The sequence below is a fragment of the Microcoleus sp. S1D4 genome (genome assembly GCF_036700765.1).
Taxonomy (GTDB): Bacteria; Cyanobacteriota; Cyanobacteriia; order Cyanobacteriales; family Microcoleaceae; genus Microcoleus.
On sequence record NZ_JAUBPP010000020.1, the window covers coordinates 75,288 to 95,270 of the forward strand.

Here is a 19,983-nt window from a genome sequence, read left to right on the forward strand (position 1 = left end):
GTTAGCGAAGCCCTCGAAGAGGATCGCACCAGCGACATCTCACCCGCAGCGATGTTCGCTGAAATTGGGAAATGCTGGAGCTCTAATTTTCCAGCATTTCCCATTTTAAAGTCCCAATCTCCAAGGGTTTAAGCGTCGTCATCGTGAGCGAAGCGGCGGAACAGGAAGTCTAGGGCGTAGTTCCGCAAATTGTAGTATTCGGGATCTTCCATCATTTGTACCCGATCGCGCGGACGGGGGAAAGGAATCTCCATAACCTCGCCGATGGTCGCTGACGGGCCGTTAGTCATCATCACGAGGCGATCGGCCAAAAACAGCGCTTCGTCAATATCGTGAGTAATCATCAACACCGTACAGCGGTGATCGTTCCAGATTTTCAGCAACTCTTCCTGCAATTCTTCCTTGGTAATTGCGTCGAGAGCACCGAAAGGTTCGTCTAAAATCAGCACCTGGGGGCGAATTGCCAAAGCGCGGGCGATGGACACCCGTTGTTTCATCCCGCCGGAAATTTGCGGTGGTCTTTTGTCAGCAGCTTCTGTGAGCCCCACCATCGCCAAATGTTCTTTGACGATCGCATTTTTTTCGACCTTCGATTTGTTAGGAAATACAGCATTAACGGCAATGTAAACATTTTCAAATACAGTCCGCCAAGGCAACAAAGCATAACCCTGAAACACTACCATGCGATCGGGGCCAGGCTTAACAATCCGCTGCCCGTTAATCGACACGGTGCCCTCGCTGGGATGGCTAAAACCGGACACCATATTTAATAGTGTGGATTTGCCACAGCCCGAGTGTCCGATCAGAGTAATAAACTCTCCCTCAGCTACGGTCAAGTTAACGTTTTCTAATGCCCTGTAACCGTTTGGATATACTTTATGAACATTGTCCATCACCAAAAACGGCTGGCGGCGATCGGTCGGTTGCTGGATTTGGGTTTTGGTGTTCGTCTGGTTGACAGCAGTATTAATCATGGGTTTAGGAAGTCTTAAGTAGGTGATTAGCGATAGCAAACACGGTTTGTAGTGTGGACTTTAGTCCGCAACATATCGCGGACTAAAGTCCACACTACGAACTAATCTTATTGCGGTCGTTTGGCGCAATGACGATCGCCTTTTAAGCAACAGCTCTGCGGCCAGAATCCAGAATCACTTCAGCCATCGTGTAATCGCGTTTGATCGCGAGATTGTTGAGATAGCCGATCGGATCGTCAGCATTAAACACCGAGCCATCAAACAAGCGGAGAGAACCCCGAGTGTAAGTAATATCAGACATCCCCAGCTCTCGGGCCGCCGTGCTGAAGGGGCCTACTCGCACTACCCGTTCCAGAATTTCTACCCAGTTGCGGGGGAACACAGTATCGCCCCAACGCGCCATCTGCACCATGTGCCACAACTGTTCGGTGCGGCTGGGGCGGTTTACTCCGTCTCCGGCGAACAAGTGGTGGGCGTATTCCCGCATCGGAGTATCCAGATTGCAAGCTGCAGATTTCGGATCGCCAATTTGGATGTAACTCTTGTCAGTAGCGACGTACTCGCGTCCCGCCACAATTTCGGAAACTTCTTCAGCATTGGCCGGATCGCTGCAATAATGGCAAGCTTCCAGCAAAGCTTTGACTAGAGCAATGTGAGTGTTGGGGTAAGCATTCGCCCACTCTTCTCGAACTCCCAGAATTTTTGCCGGGTGTCCGGGCCACAGTTCCAAATCCGTAGCTACAGTAAAGCCGACTCCTTCCATCGCGGCGCGCAGGTTCCAAGGTTCGCCAACGCAGAAACCGTCAATCGTGCCGCCTTGCAAGTCCACGATCATCTGGGCTGGAGGGATGTTTTTGAGCGAAACATCGCGATCGGGGTCAATGCCGCCGGAAGCCAGCCAGTAGCGCAGCAGCAGGTTGTGCATCGATGAAGGGTGAACGATACCCATGCGGTGAGTTTGGGCGGGGGTTCGGCGCAGCATTTCTTTGTAATCTGCAAGAGTGTAGATCCCCTGGTCGTAAAAGCGCCTCGCGAGGGTAATTGCGTTGCCGTTGCGGCTCATGGTGAGGGCTGTAACGGTTGGTATTGGCTTTTCTTGGTGGCCTCCCAAGCTCAACCACGCCGCCATCCCAGAGGGCATATGGGCTGCGTCTAAGTAGCCTGCGGCGATGCCGTCTACGATGCCGCGCCAGCTTGTTTCCCGCACGAGGTGGACTTCATCGAGTCCGTGTTTGGCAAATAAGCCTTTTTCTTTGGCGATGGCTAGGGGAGCGCAGGCGGCGAGGGGGATGAAGCCGAGTTCGAGGTTGACTTTTTCTAGGCCGTGGCGGGCGATCGCGGGTACTTTGCGCGCCCGCAGTTTTTTGACTCGTTTCTGCTGGTTGAGGAAGTAAATCATTTCGCTCCGCAGGGCGTAGTAGCTGGGGTGCGTGACTACTTCCATACGCTTGCGGGGGCGGGGGATGTCTACTTCGAGGATGCCGCCAATCTTCGATTCAGGGCCGTTGGTGAGCATGACGATGCGATCGCTCAACAGCACTGCTTCGTCAACGTCGTGCGTTACCATCAGGGCGCTGATTTCGTACTCTTGGCAGATTTCCATCAACTTTTCTTGCAAGTTGCCGCGAGTCAAAGCATCCAAAGCGCCGAAGGGTTCGTCCAAGAGTAACAGTTTGGGGCGCAAAGCTAGAGCACGGGCGATCGCCACGCGCTGTTTTTGTCCGCCGGAGAGCAGTGCAGGTTGCTTTTCGGCGTGGGGAGCCAAGCCCACCATGTCGATATGTTTTTGAATGATTTCGAGGCGTTCGGCTTTGGGTAAGCCGCTCATCACCGAGTCTACGGCTAGGGTAATGTTTTCTCTGACCGTCCGCCACGGTAGCAGCGAATAGTTTTGGAATACTACCATGCGATCGGGGCCTGGCTTGGTAATTCTTTGTCCTTCGATCGTCACCAATCCTTCTGTGGGCAGATCCAAACCCGCCACCATATTTAGTAGGGTAGATTTGCCGCAGCCGGAGTGTCCGATTAAGGAGATAAATTCGCCTTTTTTAATTTCTAAGTCGATGCCTTTGAGGGCTATGTACGTGCCGCCGTCTGACAAATTAAATGTTTTTCCGACCTGTTCTACCGCAATCAAAACTGACATGGTTTTCTTGCCTTTTTTGTAGTTGGTTATTTTGCTAGCTGTTGACTGTTGACTGTTTGTTATTTGTTTCGATCGAACAACTGCTAGAAATTTAACTGGTTTAACTGGTTCCTAGGCTCTGCCTGGGAACCCATGTAAGCGAGGCTCTGCCTCACTTTTATAGGAGTAAAATTCGAGGCACAGCCTCTGGAGCTGCGTTTCCAGGCAGAGCCTGGAAACGAGTAGACAACTGACAACTGACAACTGACAACTGCCAACTGACAACTGCCAACTGCCAACTGCCAAATTAGTTATTTGCCTTCAGAGGGAGCAATTTTGTGTTGCAACCAAGCCATCATGCGATCGAGGAACAAACCAACAGCACCAATGTAGAACACCGCTAAGAGAATTTCGCTGATGTAGTTTTGCTGGTAAGCGTTCCAAATAAAGAAGCCGATACCAACAATCCCCGACATCACAATTTCCGCTGCAATAATCGCCAGCCAAGCCAGCCCGATCGCAATTCTCAATCCCGTGAAGATGTAGGGAAGTGCCGACGGAAACAAAATATTGAAATAATACTCTTTCCGAGTCAGTTGCAGCACTTTCGCTACGTTGTTGTAATCGTCGGGAATTTGGCGGACACCTTCAGCGGTGTTGATCAAAATCGGCCAAACTGCGGTGATAAAAATCACGAACAAAGCAGCAGGTTCGTTTTGTTGCAGTGCAGCCAAGGCGATCGGCACCCAAGCCAGAGGCGCAACCATCCGCAAAAACTGAAAAATTGGGTCTAAAGCCTTGTTCAGCAACGGATTTGTACCTACCAAAACACCCCCAGCAATTCCTACAGCAGCGGCGAGAGTGTAGCCTTTTGCTACCCGTTCCAAACTAGCCAAAGTCTGCCAAAACAAGCCGATTCCGTAGGTTTTGGAATTCATGAAAGGATACAGCAACAAGATCCGAGTCCGTTCGTCAGTCCAAACGCTCGTCGGGCCCGGCAGTTTGATCAGTCCCGTACTCGACAGGAATTGCCAAACTAACAGAAATCCCAAAATTCCTAAAATTGGCGGCACAATATTTGATGAATTCTTCTTCCAAAACTCTCCAAACGCTCCTTGTGCAGCGCCTCGATCCCTTCGATTTGTACTTACAGCCATCCTATTAATCTCCTATGTTTGCGCTATTTTTTATGACCGTAATTTTTTGATGCTAAATTACGGTCAGCTTTGACCCATTAAACTTTTTTAATCGCCAAACTCTTGAGGTAATCTTCTGGCTTTTCCGGGTTAAATTCTTTGCCATCAAAGAACTTTTCAATACCGCGAGACGTACTTTTAGGAATGTCAGCATCAGCAACTCCGGCCAATTTTGCTGCGGCTTTCCACAAATCTTCGCGGTTGACTTTATCGATCATCTTTTTATCCGCCAAGGTTTTGGTTGGTAGGAAGCCCCAGCGCACGCTTTCGGTTAAGAACCACAAATCGTGACTCTTATAAGGATAGGAAACGTTGCCGAGGCCGTCTTTCCAGTACAGCGGGCTCATCTTGAAATCGTTGATTTCTGGTTGGCCGTCACCCATCATGTACTTGCCCTGGTAGGGAGGTGTCAAAACTGCCGGAGGTACGTCAAAGTAGTTTCTGCCAGAAGTAATGGCAACTAATTCGGCGCGATTTTCTGGTTTGTCGCACCATTGCTGCGCTTCGATCAGTCCTGCTAGCATGGCTTCGGTGGCTTTGGGGTGTTTGTCTACCCAGTCGCCGCGCATAGCTAGATACTCTTCGGGGTGATCTTTCCAGATTTGGGCCGTGAGGGCGGACATGAAGCCGATGTCCTCTTGGACGATCCGCAGGGGCCAGGGGTCGCCGGTACTGAAACCGTCCATGCTGCCGGTTTTCATGTTGGCTACGGTTTGGGCTGACGGTACTGTTAGCAACTCGGCTTCTGTGTCGGGATCGATGCCGTTAGCTGCTAGCCAGTAGCGAATCCAAAAGTCTTGGTTGACTTTGGGGAAGGTGTAGGCTGCTTTGAAGGGTGTGCCTGCTTTTTTGAGGCCTTTCATGTAGTCTTGGGCCGCTTGGTCTAGTTTGAGCCCGATGCCTTTGCCTTTGTGTTTTCCGGCGATCGCAATTCCATTTCCTTGAGTGTTCAACTGGGCTAGAACATACATCGGAATTTTGACGCTACCTTTGGTAATCAGACCTTCACTAATTTGATAAGGCATGGGCATTTGCCACTGGCCTCCATCAATACCGCCACCTGCAGATCCAATTTCTAAGTTGTCTCTAGCCGAACCCCAGTTGGCTTGTTTGGCGACTTCCACTTCGGTCATTCCATATTTGGCAAAAAAACCTTTTTCTTTGGCAATAATTAACGCTGCTGCTTCAACGATCGGGATATATCCCAAGATAACCTTTGTGCTTTCGATGCCTTCTACTCTTTTCTCGTTGGCCACAGCAACTGCTGATGTGGCCGCAGGTACTGCGCTGCTACCTGTGTTAGTACCGGCACCTGCAGTTGCACCGGGTTCTGGGGGATTTCCCAAACAGCCTTTGAGGAGTATTGTACTGACTGCAGATGCACCTGCGGTAACGATAAATTTACGCCGGGAAAATTGCTCTGAAAATTTTGTCATAGCCTAGCCTTCGTTCCTATTCATAAATCTTCTGTAACGACATCACTGAAGTTTATCAAAGCGCTTTTTTGCTGTTTGCTAAAGGTCTATTAGCGAAATATTTTGAGCGCACGGAAAGCAGAAGGGGTCGAAAGATTTATTGTTAGCATAAGTCTTTCAAATATCCCTGCTGATTTTACACTTTTGATTAACTCAATATTGCAATCGACCAAGTTGTGCGAACTCGCTTTAAGCGAACTCCACATTTTCTTGTCTTAGTTATTCAGTTTACCGTACTGTTGCTGCGATTATAAAACAAATATTAAATTTGAATGATAAGTAAATATTTTAGAAGACTGGTGTCAATAATGAGGGTTTTTAGCCGCGATTCGATCTAAAAATATTTCTTTTTATCGTTAAGTGTTTATCCGTAAGGCGTTTAGCAGCATGAAGTGTGGGAGTATCAAATTTTATTGTCAATAAGCTGCAAATTCTGATGCTGCGATTGATTAGTATTACTTAACAGTTTTCTAATTTTATAAAAATTACGAGTAGATGTATCAAAAGATACATTAATAATTGCATTTTTCTAAGTGTATAAGATCGTGTCCGATCGATTGCCATAACAAAAACCGATCTGTGTGGAATGCGAGTTCCCCAACGATCGAACAAACTCGCATTCCACACGCGCGATCCAATGGCGCGATCGGTCAATCGAGCGGACACTATATAGGTAAGGAATGAAAATTTAACAACTTAAGCGATTGCCCGTTACTTTCGCTCTGCGTGGTAATGCAGATAGGCGAGGAAGAGCCTCCTTCGATTTTTGTTACGGTAATCGACAGGACATGATATAGCGGTTCTCTAAAAAGTGAGGTATGCCCGGTTTGGCCTATGCCCGGTTTGGCCTATGCCCTATGCCGGATAGTACCTCATCTTTTTGAGAAAGGCTATATCAAACCTTCAAACCTTAATTTTTCACCGTTAAACGCTGCGAGCTAATATTTTCGTAAAAACACCCGGTTTCAGCCTCCCAGACTATATTTGAATGGGTTTTGACTTCTCTCTATGTTACAAGAGATATATCTGTTTTGGGCGATCGATTTGGGATTTTTTTGCGGTGCTATTTTTTTTTAGGAGTTTTTAGAAGTGGTAAAAAAAATTACTCGAATGCTTGACAAATGGCAAATTTTAAGGAAGCATCTCTTTTTTGCAATAAGCATTTTTTTACAGTGCGAGTGGGGGCGATCGCACTATTAAAAGTGTTGTTTATTTTCCAGTTTCCGGGCAATTTTCCCAATTGGCGACTGCGCCACGGACGATCGATCGCACAGCGTGTTAAAACCTAGTTAAGCAACAAAATTTTGAATTCATGGAAATATTGTTGACACTGCTACTGGGTTCGGTGCTGTTTGTCTGGGGAATGCGCTTTGGAAAGCTGTTAGTTCGATCGGGAGTGACGGCTAAGGATTTGTTTAAGGGCAGAAATTCTCTCGCCCTGCTGTTTTTGGGTTTCTACTTTGCCTTGCTGCTGCTGGCTCTAAATCTGCCGCAAATGCCTGCTTTGCCGATCGAGTGGCGCGTGCACGGGATGCAGGTTACTTGGACTTTGCTCAGGGTGATGCTGATGGGAGTCTGCGGTGTTGGGTTTAGTATAAGTTGGCTGACGGCGCGATCGCAAGTAATCGCAGTAATTTTAATTGGCTTGCTGGGATTGGGCGGATTTACCAGCGCTGAGGCTTATTTTCTCGCGCCAATTTATGATGATTTAATTGATAATTTGCAACCAAACGGTGTATTTCGGCAAACTTCTAGCAGCAGTTGTGCACCGGCGGCGCTAGCAACAGTGTTGAGACGTTGGGGAATGGATGCGACGGAATCAAGTGTAGCGCGTTTGGCGGGCACGAGTCGTTTGGGCACTTCGATGCCGCAGTTGATTGTAGCAGCGAGGGGGTTGGGTGTAAATGCGATCGAACTAGCGCCCACTTGGGAGCAAATCCAGCAAATTAATCGCCCCGGAGTGCTAGCATTTTGGCTGTTTGACGGCCCGCGCAAGCTACCGCACGCAGTAGCTTTGCTGAGAATGAACGACAGCTTAGCAGCCATTGGAGACCCGGCGCGGGGCAAGATTTTCTATTTAGACAGAGCAACTTTTGCCTTAGTTTGGCGGAATGAATACGTGCCGATTTTTCGGTCTGCCGATATCTTGTTAAGTGACAAACAGGCGATCAATTTTTTGACAAAATTAGGATATAATAGTGGCGATTTAAAAGCAGATATCGAGCGATTTCAAACCGATAAAAAATTGCCAATCAGCGGCAAGTTAGATAGGATAACTGAATTAATGTTGAGCGGCCCTTTTTTAGAAGGCGTGCCGAGATTGGATGGGAAATAATTAGATTATAGGAATTAATGAACCGCAGAGAACGCAGAGAGCGCTGAGAGAGATATAGCATTTCGAGCTCTCATATGAGGTGCCGCTGGCCTCCGCGGGCATAGGGCATAGGGCTATCCTCACCACGCTTGAGAACCGCTATAGAGAGTTTTTTGGGCAAGTTAGATTCGATCATCAATCAGTTGATAAATATTGGCGCAAAGCTGCAATGACATCCTCGGCTGACTGCTGTCGAAATTTGCCTGCACGAAAATCATCCAAGGTTTTTTTTGCATCCGCAGCTATTTCTGCACGACGATTTTCGCGGTGACGGCTTTGGAGAATTTTTATCAACATTTCCTACTGTTCGTAGGTTAGTTTTAAAGCAGTTTCTAGCACTTGGTCAAGGGTATTCATATCATTAAATACGGAGGTCATACTCATAGGCTATTGCTAACTTATCTTTATTCTAGCTGAAACTGAGTAGATTTAACCACATTCATTCCCGCCGCAGCAAATCTTTGAAAAGCCGCATCTGCTGCTTCCGTAAAATCAACAACACCCGGAACAACCACCGGCGAAGTGCAATCTTCCAGCAAATAAACTTTCTTAGCCAACTCCGAATTTCGCGCCAAAATTTCCGTTAGCAAATCATCAATCGTCCAAGCAACGCAATGACTCTTCGCTTGTCCCGCAATAATTACCGCATCAAAACCTAGCAACTTATCTATAAATTTAGCATTTTTTTTAGCAATAGAAACCCCATCTGGCCCGTCTAAAACTTCCGGCCGCAAAACCGAATAATTTTCAGTTAAGGGATTGCCGCCCTTAATCTCAAAAAGTGCTTGACTTTCGCGGGCGATGCTGTGAAAAAATATCGCTTCTTCCACAGCAGAAACCAAGGCGTGTCCGATGCCGCCTAACATTGAATGATAGGGCCAAATTGTCAAGGGAAATTTGCCGTCATCGCTGAGTTTCTGCACGTAGTGGAGAGCGTGTTTTTCCAGGGCCGAAAAATTGCCACCGCTGATGCTGTCGGCGACGGCTGGATTAACTTTCCAAATACCTTTTTGCACATCTTCCAGCGTAATTAATGTGGCGGCTGGTTGCGGGTGTTCGCCTGCATCATTTATCCAAAAAATCGGATGAAAAATTTGCATCGCCGTATGGGTGTCCATTGTCGGCGCAATAGTTGTAATTCTATCTAAATTGCGGTAAATGAACTCGCACAAGCGCAGGTTGTCGTCTACTGCACCGCTACCGGAACGCCCGCCTACAAATAGTTCAAATTCCGGCAAACAAAAAGTATTTTGGGCATCGATTATCAACAAACAAATGCGGTTTCTGTCCCTGGCTGCGGGCGGGATTTCGTGCTGTTTCGCCCAACTTTTAGCTTGAAAAGCCCGTTCTTGGTAAGGTACGCGCCAAACTTCGCCTACTTTTTTTGCCTCGAAATATTCAGGAATTGGGAGTTGCTTTTTTGCTATCATAGCCTGTCTATTTTAGAGTGAGTTGTAACAATAACTTAAATAACCTCTCATTCTCTGATATCTGTCTCAGCGCCCTCTGCGTCCTCTGCGGTTCAAAAAAAATGCTCTATACTCTCATATAATACAAATAACTATTTACGGGTGAATTACGCCACCAGAACTAAACCACAATTCTTCACCTAAAAAAAACAATCAAAAATTGTTGTTTTTGTCGATCGCCCTTTTCATCCCTCTCTTAATTGTAGCAACTAAATCTCCCTACGTTCAACAACTTTTAACAACTGTTTTAAGCCAAATCCAGGATTTAGGCATTTGGGGCCCAGTCGCTTTCATCGCTACCTACAACTTAGCCACTATACTGTTTGTACCTGGTTCCGCCCTCACCCTCGGAGGCGGAGTGCTGTTTGGCCTGTGGTGGGGCTCCATCTACGTGTTTGTCGCAGCAACTTTAGGGGCTACCTTTGCTTTTGCGATCGGGCGATACCTGTCGCGCGATCGCGTGGTAAAATACATGGAAGCTCACCCGAAGTTCAAAGCCCTCGATCGCGCCGTTGCTAAATCAGGATTTAAAATAGTCTTTTTAACCCGTCTTTGTCCTTTATTTCCCTTCAATTTATTGAATTACGCCTTGGGAGTTACCCAAGTTTCTTTAAAAGATTACGTGTTAGGTTCCTTCGGGATGATTCCGGGAACTTTGATGTACGTTTACTCTGGTTCATTGATAGGAGATCTTGCTGCAATTGGTATGGGAACTGAACCGACAAGTCCCCAAACAGAAGCTGTAAAATGGTCGATAAATTGGATTGGTTTTGCGGCTGCTGTCGCAGTAACTTTATATATAACTAAGATTGCTCGCAAGGCTTTGGATGAAACTATTTAATTAGGAGAATTTGCTCGTGTCGCAGTCAAAAGTCGATCGCGTAACCGTCCCCCCGATGGACGAATACAACCAAAAATTAGTCTCCTATTTGCATCCGTCAGATTGGGTGAATCCCCAGCCAGCTAGCAGTTACAATTTAGTAGTAATTGGCGCGGGGCCCGCCGGATTGATTGTGGCTGCGGGGGCGGCTGGTTTGGGTGCCAAAGTTGCTTTGATAGAAAAACATTTGATGGGCGGCGATTGTTTGAATGTCGGTTGCGTACCTTCAAAAAGTTTAATTCGATCTTCCCGCACAGTCGGCGATATCTGGAATGCTCATAAATTTGGCGTTCATCTTTCTAACAATCCAGAAGTGGATTTTCCCGCAGTCATGGAACGGATGCGCCGGATCAGATCGGGAATCAGCGATGTTGATTCTGTTGAACGCTACCAGCACAAATTAGGAGTCGATGTTTTCTTAGGTTCCGGTAGTTTCACTAGCAATTCTACCATTGAAGTTGCTGGTCAAACTCTGCGGTTTAAAAAAGCAGTAATTGCCACAGGTGCAAGGGCGCGACAACCCCGAATTCCCGGCTTACAGGAAGCTGGATATCTGACAAATGAAACTGTATTTAACCTCACAGAAAGGCCTCAGCGTTTGGCCGTAATTGGCGCTGGGGCGATCGGCTGTGAATTGGCTCAAGCTTTTCGCAGGCTGGGTTCGGAAGTCGTATTGCTGCACAAAAATGCTCATATTTTGGACAAGGAAGATGCGGATGCTGCGACAATTGTGCAGCAGGTTTTTCTGCGGGAAGGAATTCAACTAATACTTGAATCCCAAATATCTCGCGTTGAGCAAACAAATTTAGGCAAAGTAATTTATTATCAATCGCACAACCAGGAAGCATCGGTAATAGTAGATGAAATTATTGTGAGTGTGGGGCGATCGCCCAACGTGGAAGGATTGAATCTGGAATCTGTCAGCGTAGAATACGATACACAAAAAGGCGTATTTGTCAACGACAACTTGCAAACTACGAATCCCCGCATTTATGCCGCTGGGGACATTTGCATGAAGCATAAATTTACTCACGCTGCTGATTTTGCCGCGAGAATGGTGATTCAAAACACTCTATTTTTCGGGCGCAAAAAACTCAGTGCTTTGACGATACCTTGGTGTACTTATACAGATCCAGAAATTGCGCGCGTCGGAATGGGCGATCGCGAAATTCAAGCCCAAGGAATTGATGTCGATACATTTTTGATTCCTTTCGATAAAGTCGATCGGGCAATTATTGACGGTGAAGAGGAAGGTTTTGTGAAAATAAACGTCAAGAAAGGCAGCGACAAAATATTAGGTGCAACTATTGTAGCGCGACACGCCGGGGATATGATTAGCGAAATTACTTTAGCAATGGTTAACAATATTGGTTTAGGGAAAATTGCTAGCGTAATTCATCCGTATCCGACACAAGCTGAGGCTATTCGCAAAGCCGGAGATGCTTACAATCGTACTCGTTTGACGCCGTTTGTGAAAAATTTGTTTAACCGCTGGCTGGCTTGGACGCGATAGATAAATAATTGTGGAACAGGCATCTTAGGAATGAGAATTAAATAACTTATAATTTGATATTTCTTGTGGGATGGGTGTCCCGCCCGTCCCACAAACTTGTGTAAATTATTTAATTTGCGATCCTTTCCTGTTCATTATCGGCTTTTATGGGCGGCGTCGAAGCCCACCACAAAATAAAATTCACTCTCTGTGGAACAGGCATCTTGCCTGTTCGCGATCTAGTTGCCATAAAATGTGTATTTTTATGATTCTGTTTCTGTTTCTGTTTCAAATCCAACACCTTCATACAAAAGTGCGATCGGCAAATCAAACTCAATGCTTGATAAAGTGATAATCTCCCCAGCAGTGTAAGAATAGTACAGCCACATTCTCCCCTCTCCCCGACAGTAACGCTCAACAAAAATCTTTTGTGAATCAATCAAGATATACTCTTGCAAAGTCAGAATTTTCAGGTAACAAGTGAATTTTTCATCCCGATCTTTAGCACTTGTACTGGGTGAAAGAACTTCCACAATGATTTTAGGATTCTGAATGAATGTGCGGGAATTCAAGTCTTCTGGATCGCAACTGACTATCACATCAGGGTAGTAGTAACGGCTTTGAAAACTGACTTGCAATTTCACATCTGACACGTTCATCCGACAGCCTCTGGAACGCAGATGCGGGCGCAATGAAGTGTAAAAGTTAAGTGCAATATCGTTATGGGGAATTGTACTGCCTGTCATGGCAAAAACTTCGCCGTTGACATATTCGTGGCGAATCTCTTGTTGAGCTTCCCATTCGAGGTATTCCTCAACGGTCATTTTTTTGGGTGCTTGGGGAATGGCTATCATAACAAAATTTTTTTCAATCTTAGTTTGATTATAGCATTAGAGCTAGCTGCTGCCTCACCGGCACTCAATTGACTAATCAATTAAATTCAATCTATTTTCATACCCCCGCATTATCTTCTGTAATACGTGCCTTAATCTTTCAAAATCAGCATCTTCTAAAGAGAAAGTAATTGCGACCTCATCGCATTCTAGAAGAGCTATAGTATCGGAACCGAAACGAACAGTAAATCGATCGCGACTAAGAGTAACAAAATCGATGCCTGCATCTTCTGTCCAGTATTCCTCGTCCAATTCTGCATAGATGTTTTTTCTGTTAGGAACAGTCTCTTCTTCAGACTCTTCGTCTCGTGTCAGGAGGAAATAATGTTCGCCCCCTTCCGCTTCAGAAAAACCCACATACAAATTGGCTTCAATAGCATCAAAGCAAGGGGCAAAAAATTCAGTTTTCATAATTTTAAAAATCCCCTTCATCTACTTGAAAAACAGTCAATCCCAACGATCGCCACATATCAACAACTTGCTGGCGATCGTCCAGCACAAACTTAACATTATATTGCCCTGCAATATGCTGCTGATAGATTTCCTCCTTCATAATCGCATCTTTCCTCATATCCCCAGTTTTCCGCATATAAAGACTGTGATAATTCACCTCATACTGCTGCAACCATTGTTCAGTTTGAGGCTGACAGTCATCGGTTCTTCCCGACACTACAATAATATTAGCGCTGGTTTGCCACTTGCGGACGGTATCTAAAACTGGCTGATTCGGTAAATCGCGATCGCACTTTGAAGCATCAAAAGGATTTCTACCATTGAGAAGTGCGAGCGTACCGTCCATATCCACAATAATTGCATCCGGCAAATCCGGGTTATATTCCGGCGGCGCAACGGGAACCCGCACATACTTATTGTACATCTTCAAAATCACATCTTTCCCCACCGAATTAAGTCTTTTCAAATCCCGTTTAATACATTCCTCCACCGGAACTTGCAGGAAAGAATCATTAACTTCAACGATAGCTTTACCCTTAACCAACTCCTTGATCTGCTCGATGTGAGGCCCAAAATTAGTATCATCAACAATGACGTGCTTGCCGCTTTCCAAAGCCATCAAAATAACCGTATCTCTCAACTGCACAATAAATTTTTCATTAGCAGGCGACCAATGGGAAGCATGAGCCATTTCTCTCAACAAATCTTTATTCGTCCGCACCCATCTTGCAGGTTCAGACAGCAGCAATTCTCGCGCAAATTGAGATTTTCCCGAAGCAGGCAAACCGACAAGTACAACAACTCTTTTCATGGTAATGCGGAATGGGTAATTGGTAATTTGTTAGGAATGACTGTTAACAACTGACAACTGGCAACTGACTACTGACATCTTCTTCACAAACCTAGATGGATGTAATCCAAACCCAATAACTCCTCTATCTTATGAATTGTAACATCGCGGAGAGCTTCTTTAACTCCCGTAACTCTGCGGTTTCGCAAAGAAAACAAAATCCCCGAATACGGCAAATGTTTCACAGCAAAAGCAAAATCTTTCTGCACTTCAATCTGTTCCTGCTGTCGGTAAACTTCCTCGATTTCTTGAACTAACAATTCATATTTACTCTTAACTTTTTGATACAAATCAATCCACTCGGGAAAATAAGCTAAAAACTCTTCTCCTTCATTCATCAAAACAATTTCGATCATCCTGCGGGTCGAAAATCCTTCGCGGAGATGGGAAATCGCGACATATTGCGGAGACTTAACCTTAACTCGGTTGAAGTTAGCATCACAAATAATATACCCTTCCGAATCCATCGGATCTAAATGTTGAGATGCTTCGATAACTTCTTTCCAGCTAGTCAAAGGATAGGATTTGACTACTTTCCAGGCATATCTGTTTGCCCAAAAAAGGGGATCTGTTTCTCGCAACGTTTCAGTATTGCGAACCCCATGCAGCACGATATCATTGTATTTTTGCTGAACTACTATTCTATTATAAGGTGTCATCAACTCAAAGATAAAACACTCATCCCTTGCTTCCGGTAATTCATATCCCAATTCTTTCCAGACTTTCCAAAAAAGTTCGGCAAAGCTAAATCCAAAACCGTTAACTTCGCCGGCTGCGTCGGGAGTACCGCTAGATTGCACTCTCCATTCTTCCTGATAGAAATACATTACAATCAGAGAACCGTCTAATTTTTCGTAAACTTTGGCGCTACTCCAATCGATTGCTGCGGCGTGGCCTTCCCCGTAATTAAAAAATTTGTCGTAGGGATAAGAAACTATTTCCCAATCTTGAGATGAATCTAAAATAATGCCCCGGCACTGTTGGACTATTTTTTCGCCCAGGGGGGATTCTATCTGCGAGTATTTCAGACAGACTAAATCGGGATATTGGCGGTGGCGGGTCACTTTGATATGATAAGTTTCGCACAAAGTTTCTAATCCGTGCTGGCGTAAATACTCTTGCAGTTCCACGTTCGACTCCTAAGTTTGTCGCTTGCTCTATTTTATCGACAACTGTATATTTTGGCGAATTTGTAAACAAAAATTAAACTATTTTTTCTGGGATCCATCTGATGATTTTTGTATTGTGGAGTATCGTTGTAAATAGGTGAATTCAGTTGGGGACAAAAAGGGAATGTTTCAACATCTAGGACAAAAACAGTGAACAATAAATTATTACTTTTGGCGACTGCTGCGTGCGTGTTGACTGCTTTAGTACCTGTATCGCGAGTGTTGGGTGCGGGCGAATTGTCGCAGCGGTTGCCGGAAACCCAATCTGTGGCTGTAGCGGGTACTGCTGTCCCGGTAAGTCAAATCTTGGCAAAATTAAAAGGCAAAACACAACTGCCGATTTTTATTCCCACTCGGCTTATTGTTTCGCGGAAGCTTTACTATTACAGCCAAGCGCAACCGAATAGCTATGCTATTTCAATAGATTATACAGCAAATTGCCGGGGTGCGGGAGCTTGCAATTTTGGGGAAATTCGAGTTCAAAAAGGCGGTAAATTTTCTACGAAACTAGAAGGTGTAACTGAGAGTTTAAAAAATGTTCAACTTGCCGGCGGAATGAAAGGAGTTTTTCACAGCGGTTGCGGTGCTTACTGCACGGCATCTATTCAGTGGAAAAAACAGGGGTTTATGTATACCATATCAATTAAAAACGGAGGACAATCGGATTTAATTTTAACAGCTAATTCTGCTATTTTAGCGAGAAAAAGTTAAGTTTTGCAGTGTTGGATACAGAAAATAATTATGTAGGGTGCGTCGTTTGGGCGTATCTTACTGTTATTGTATGATATGGCAGTTAGAGTGAAAAATGAGGTATTGATATCAAGTCAGTTCGATTGACGACGATAAAATTTTGTTCATTATGCGGACTTTAGTTTGCGCTACGAACCTTTTTTATGGTGGTAATCTACCGGACAGGATATGAGCAGTCAATCCTTCAATTTCTCAATCCATTAATCTAAAACTTGTAGGGCGAAATCGAAGTATCTTAAATTTAAAATCGATTGACTTCTCACCTGTTTGAGAAAGGCTATAAATGTTAACCGACAGCAAGCCGCAGCCGAATGTAATATGGTTTGTTATACTTATCTACTTGGAGGGAAATTATGATGAGGGGAAGATGGCTATTTGGGGCGATTGTTGTTGGTGTGGTTACTGCTTTGACGATCCTCTTCGATGGCTTCGCTAACGCAGTTTTGATACCATACTCAGCCCTAGCAAGAACAGAAACGCAAATAACAGAAATTCGCTGGTTTAATTATACTTCTCAAGATGGCTGGCAATCCGCACAATTTATTGTGCCCGATCGCAATACTACACAATCTGCCGGCAGCTCCAAGTTGCGCTTGTACGATGTTCATATTGCCAAGATGTTTGAGATTTCGCGTTTTTTGTGCGATCGCGATCGCACTTGGGCCGGTTACAATTGGTCTTACGGAGCCGCCAATGGCAACATTGACATGGGAAACTTCAAAATTAGCTGCAATCTCGCCCGTACCACAGCCACAACTTACGGGTTAGGGAAACCAGAAATTACAGTAATTCGCCGCAATTTCGACCTTCCAGGCGGCCAGCCATCTGTTGCTGTAGAAAAATATTCTATTCCTACTCTGAACGTTGAGAAAACTAGAGTTGTACAATGGAGAAACTTTGTCCAAAAATTTCCCCCAATTCCCAACAATTCAGGTACAAATCAAGCTAATACTCGTTTTCCAGTAAGTAACATTTCTCAGCAAATCAAAGGCAAAACACGAGTACCTGTTTTTCTACCGAGCCTACTTCCTTTATCTGACACTCAGCAACTTGATTTTGACGTGCAAGCTGGCTCCCACGGTTACATTGTTGAAATGTATTTAGGCAAAGACTGCCGCGGCGGAGCTTGTGCTTTTGGCACAATCACAGCTAAAAAAAATGAACCGTTTTCGCCTCCATCGCAATTGCCTAGGGATACTTATAGAAGCATTGAATTAGCAGGCGGAATGAGGGGAATTTATTTCCAGACTTGTGGTAATTACTGCATTTCTTATGTGGAGTGGCAAAGGCTGGGTGTACTTTACCGAGTAAGTCTCAAAAATGGAAGGCAGTCAGAAGTTGTTCGGATAGCAAATTCTGCACTTCAAGCTGGGTCACGTTAAATTTTGCGGGTAAATGGAAAAGGTACGCGCGCGTTTCCGCATCCTAGGGAATCGATATTTTCATTACTCATAAACTTTATTCGGGACAAACTGAATGATTGCGGTCAAACCAAATGATGTAGTAAACAGACTGAACGCGAAACCCAAATATCCGTTTTTTCTCATCAATTCGCATTTCTGATAACCTCGCATCTTCAGGAATATTGTCAGGAAAAGTCGGATGCTTGTCAATCAACTTATAACCCGTTCCCACTGATTCACCTCGTTTTTTTGATCCGTGACATCGGATTTGGGCCCAAGTATATTTCTCAATTTTCTTTAGTCCTTCAATTAGGTCATTGATTTCTGATGATGTCCAGTCAGACAAAACCCAACGATTTTTATCTGCATAGGTAAATCTGAAGCTAGGATGCTCATCATCTGCAGTGCTTGGTCGATTTAACTGAGTTGCTTGCTCTGGAATTCTACTTGGTTGCTTTTTTTGAGATGGCTTTAGTATTGGACTTTTTTTCCCCACTTACGCCTCCACAAAAGGTGCATAGTAGGATTTCATATCCTCGTGGGAGATGATTTTAGTTGATTTTTCAGCAGGTTCTAATCCCTTGCGGGCGTTTAACCAAGGCATCTCTGAGTGCGTTAACTCGACCAAATATTTAGCACTTAATTCTCCATAAGCATTCCAAACTTCTTCGAGGACTTCGAGTTCATCTTCCTCAAATTCTTTTTCAAAATTATCGGGAGTGGGAATATCCTTGTATTTGTAAGCTTTGTATTCATTCCAAACATCGCGGACAACTGGGCCGGAAACCCAAGCTTCAATATCTCCATCAAATAGCGGCTGGCTTCTAAAGACTAAACTCCAAGCTTGTGCATAATACACGAGCTTTTGCAGTTTCAGAGGAGAAATGGTATCGCCTGCTTCTCGATCGACACGGCATAAAAAGTAACGAGCTACGTCAAGAGCACTTTTCATAGTTTTAGGATTTTAGTAATTTGACAAATTCACTTTTGATGCTAAGCTATTTGGTGGCTTTAGAAGTACGATCGCAATTACGATCGCTCTTTTTCCCTCCCCACTACATTTTTCTCTCCAAATCTCGCAACCTTTGAGCTAATTCTTTCTCGCTGCTGCTGAGCTAACTCCTCATACCAACCAGGTTAATCCGGCTCGACCCAAGGTAAATCTTACATCGCCAGCAGCCTTTGCTTCGGAATGTCGATCGCAAGAGAGTGCAAGCGACGCCCAATGCTGGATGGGAAACATCATCAAGGCTCACTGCTACTGGCGGTCATAAAATTTTAGATTTTAGATTTTAGGTTTTAGATTGGCAATGGCTTATTATGTAAAGGTTTGGAGCTTGCCTACCGTTGCATCCTTTTTTCAAACAGGCGCTCAAAATCTGGTACTTCTATTTTATCACGCGAATTATCCCAACCAGCAATTAAAGTCCCCACCTGCGGTACGCTAGATCAGGTGAATATACTGGCTCATTTCAAGCTATCCTGCGATCGATCTTATGTCCCCAACCACATCTGCCCCCTCCCGAACCGTCCGCATCGGTTCCCGCAAAAGCCAACTCGCTCTAGTGCAAACCCACTGGGTGCAAGCAGAGCTACAGAAACACTTCCCGGAACACACTTTTGAAGTCCACACCATGTCCACTCAAGGGGACATAATTCTTGATGTCGCCCTCGCTAAAATCGGCGACAAAGGACTTTTCACCAAAGAATTAGAAACGGGAATGCTCAACAATGAAACGGACTTTGCCGTTCATTCCCTCAAAGATTTACCTACCAATTTGCCCGAAGGTTTAATTTTAGGATGCGTCACCGAACGGGAAAATCCCGCTGACGCCTTGGTAGTTAACTCCAAGCACAAAGACAAGCAACTAGACACCCTCCCCGCAGGTTCCGTAATCGGCACTTCTTCGCTGCGGCGGCTGGCTCAACTGCGGCACCATTTCCCTCATTTTGAATTTAAAGATATTCGCGGCAATCTCAATACTCGACTCGCAAAATTAGATGATGGCGGTTACGACGCCATTATTCTAGCAGTTGCAGGATTGGAAAGATTGGGAATGGGCGATCGCATCCATCAAATTATCCCTGCTGAAATCTCCCTTCACGCCGTCGGCCAAGGTGCCTTGGGCATCGAATGCCGCGCTGGAGATACAGAAATCATGGCAGTGATCAAAGCTCTCGAACATACGGAAACCGCCCAAAGATGTTATGCCGAACGCGCATTTCTGCGGGAATTAGAAGGCGGCTGTCAAGTACCAATCGGCGTCAATACCAAAATAGAAAACGGTCAATTAACCTTAACCGGAATGGTATCGAGTCTCGACGGCCAGCGCTTCGTCAAAGATACTGTTTCCGGCGCTGCCGAGACTGCTGAAATGCTGGGAATTGATCTCGCTCACCGCCTGCGCGAACAGGGAGCCAGCGAAATTTTGGAGGAAATTTTTATCGAAGTTCAACGCGGTTCCTAAACCAAGTCAGCA

Annotated in this window: 19 protein-coding genes; 7 read left to right on the top strand and 12 right to left on the bottom strand. The window is 45.2% G+C overall.

Annotated features, from left to right (window positions below):
* Positions 1 to 128 precede the first annotated feature (128 nt).
* From QT998_RS20060 to QT998_RS20075, 4 genes are all read right to left on the bottom strand, one after another.
* Positions 129 to 974, bottom strand: coding sequence for a nitrate ABC transporter ATP-binding protein (locus QT998_RS20060; RefSeq protein WP_333090279.1), 846 nt, complete (start codon positions 972 to 974; stop codon positions 129 to 131).
* A 142-nt stretch (positions 975 to 1,116) separates the two neighbouring features.
* Entirely contained in the window at positions 1,117 to 3,120 is a 2,004-nt protein-coding gene (locus QT998_RS20065; RefSeq protein WP_333090278.1) for an ABC transporter ATP-binding/substrate-binding protein, read from the bottom strand.
* A 290-nt stretch (positions 3,121 to 3,410) separates the two neighbouring features.
* Positions 3,411 to 4,256, bottom strand: a complete 846-nt coding sequence (ntrB, locus tag QT998_RS20070; protein WP_333090277.1) for a nitrate ABC transporter permease — start codon at positions 4,254 to 4,256, stop codon at positions 3,411 to 3,413.
* 77 nt (positions 4,257 to 4,333) lie between these two features.
* Entirely contained in the window at positions 4,334 to 5,731 is a 1,398-nt protein-coding gene (locus QT998_RS20075) for a CmpA/NrtA family ABC transporter substrate-binding protein (protein ID WP_333090275.1), read from the bottom strand.
* A 1,160-nt stretch (positions 5,732 to 6,891) separates the two neighbouring features.
* On the opposite strand from QT998_RS20075, the gene QT998_RS20080 reads away from it, so the two are divergent.
* Together QT998_RS20080 and QT998_RS20085 are read left to right on the top strand one after the other, a co-directional pair.
* Positions 6,892 to 7,059: a hypothetical protein gene (locus QT998_RS20080; protein WP_333090273.1), complete on the top strand. Its 168-nt coding sequence runs from the start codon at positions 6,892 to 6,894 to the stop codon at positions 7,057 to 7,059.
* A gap of 23 nt (positions 7,060 to 7,082) precedes the next feature.
* Entirely contained in the window at positions 7,083 to 8,105 is a 1,023-nt protein-coding gene (locus tag QT998_RS20085; protein WP_333117292.1) for a cysteine peptidase family C39 domain-containing protein, read from the top strand.
* Positions 8,106 to 8,279: 174 nt separating this feature from the next.
* On the opposite strand, the gene QT998_RS20090 is transcribed toward QT998_RS20085, so the two are convergent.
* Both QT998_RS20090 and QT998_RS20095 read right to left on the bottom strand, forming a co-directional pair.
* Complete coding sequence (locus QT998_RS20090) at positions 8,280 to 8,441, bottom strand: hypothetical protein (RefSeq protein WP_333117290.1); 162 nt, start codon at positions 8,439 to 8,441, stop codon at positions 8,280 to 8,282.
* A gap of 107 nt (positions 8,442 to 8,548) precedes the next feature.
* Complete coding sequence (locus QT998_RS20095; RefSeq protein ID WP_333117288.1) at positions 8,549 to 9,574, bottom strand: isochorismatase; 1,026 nt, start codon at positions 9,572 to 9,574, stop codon at positions 8,549 to 8,551.
* A 208-nt stretch (positions 9,575 to 9,782) separates the two neighbouring features.
* Between QT998_RS20095 and QT998_RS20100 the strand changes: the two genes are divergently transcribed.
* Positions 9,783 to 10,454 (top strand): TVP38/TMEM64 family protein, encoded by a 672-nt coding sequence (locus QT998_RS20100; protein WP_333218126.1) that lies wholly within the window; start codon positions 9,783 to 9,785, stop codon positions 10,452 to 10,454.
* A 16-nt stretch (positions 10,455 to 10,470) separates the two neighbouring features.
* On the top strand, positions 10,471 to 12,006 hold the full coding sequence (locus QT998_RS20105; protein WP_333117287.1) for a mercuric reductase: 1,536 nt from the start codon (positions 10,471 to 10,473) through the stop codon (positions 12,004 to 12,006).
* 242 nt (positions 12,007 to 12,248) lie between these two features.
* On the opposite strand, the gene QT998_RS20110 is transcribed toward QT998_RS20105, so the two are convergent.
* The 4 genes from QT998_RS20110 to QT998_RS20125 form a co-directional block, all read right to left on the bottom strand.
* The gene (locus QT998_RS20110; RefSeq protein WP_333117286.1) at positions 12,249 to 12,839 is read right to left on the bottom strand and encodes a Uma2 family endonuclease; all 591 of its coding nucleotides are present in this window, start codon (positions 12,837 to 12,839) and stop codon (positions 12,249 to 12,251) included.
* A 72-nt stretch (positions 12,840 to 12,911) separates the two neighbouring features.
* Entirely contained in the window at positions 12,912 to 13,289 is a 378-nt protein-coding gene (locus QT998_RS20115) for a hypothetical protein (RefSeq protein WP_333090260.1), read from the bottom strand.
* Positions 13,290 to 13,293: 4 nt separating this feature from the next.
* On the bottom strand, positions 13,294 to 14,142 hold the full coding sequence (locus QT998_RS20120) for a phosphatase domain-containing protein (RefSeq protein ID WP_333117284.1): 849 nt from the start codon (positions 14,140 to 14,142) through the stop codon (positions 13,294 to 13,296).
* Between the two features lie 83 nt (positions 14,143 to 14,225).
* The gene (locus QT998_RS20125) at positions 14,226 to 15,311 is read right to left on the bottom strand and encodes a T4 RnlA family RNA ligase (protein ID WP_333117283.1); all 1,086 of its coding nucleotides are present in this window, start codon (positions 15,309 to 15,311) and stop codon (positions 14,226 to 14,228) included.
* Between the two features lie 189 nt (positions 15,312 to 15,500).
* Between QT998_RS20125 and QT998_RS20130 the strand changes: the two genes are divergently transcribed.
* Together QT998_RS20130 and QT998_RS20135 are read left to right on the top strand one after the other, a co-directional pair.
* Positions 15,501 to 16,061, top strand: a complete 561-nt coding sequence (locus QT998_RS20130; RefSeq protein WP_333117282.1) for a hypothetical protein — start codon at positions 15,501 to 15,503, stop codon at positions 16,059 to 16,061.
* 392 nt (positions 16,062 to 16,453) lie between these two features.
* Entirely contained in the window at positions 16,454 to 17,482 is a 1,029-nt protein-coding gene (locus tag QT998_RS20135) for a hypothetical protein (RefSeq protein WP_333117280.1), read from the top strand.
* Between the two features lie 76 nt (positions 17,483 to 17,558).
* On the opposite strand, the gene QT998_RS20140 is transcribed toward QT998_RS20135, so the two are convergent.
* Together QT998_RS20140 and QT998_RS20145 are read right to left on the bottom strand one after the other, a co-directional pair.
* On the bottom strand, positions 17,559 to 17,999 hold the full coding sequence (locus QT998_RS20140) for an MAG6450 family protein (RefSeq protein ID WP_333218128.1): 441 nt from the start codon (positions 17,997 to 17,999) through the stop codon (positions 17,559 to 17,561).
* The gene (locus tag QT998_RS20145) at positions 18,000 to 18,455 is read right to left on the bottom strand and encodes a Panacea domain-containing protein (protein WP_333117277.1); all 456 of its coding nucleotides are present in this window, start codon (positions 18,453 to 18,455) and stop codon (positions 18,000 to 18,002) included.
* A 544-nt stretch (positions 18,456 to 18,999) separates the two neighbouring features.
* Here QT998_RS20145 and hemC point away from each other — a divergent pair.
* Positions 19,000 to 19,971, top strand: coding sequence for a hydroxymethylbilane synthase (gene hemC, locus QT998_RS20150; RefSeq protein ID WP_333090248.1), 972 nt, complete (start codon positions 19,000 to 19,002; stop codon positions 19,969 to 19,971).
* Positions 19,972 to 19,983 lie beyond the last annotated feature (12 nt).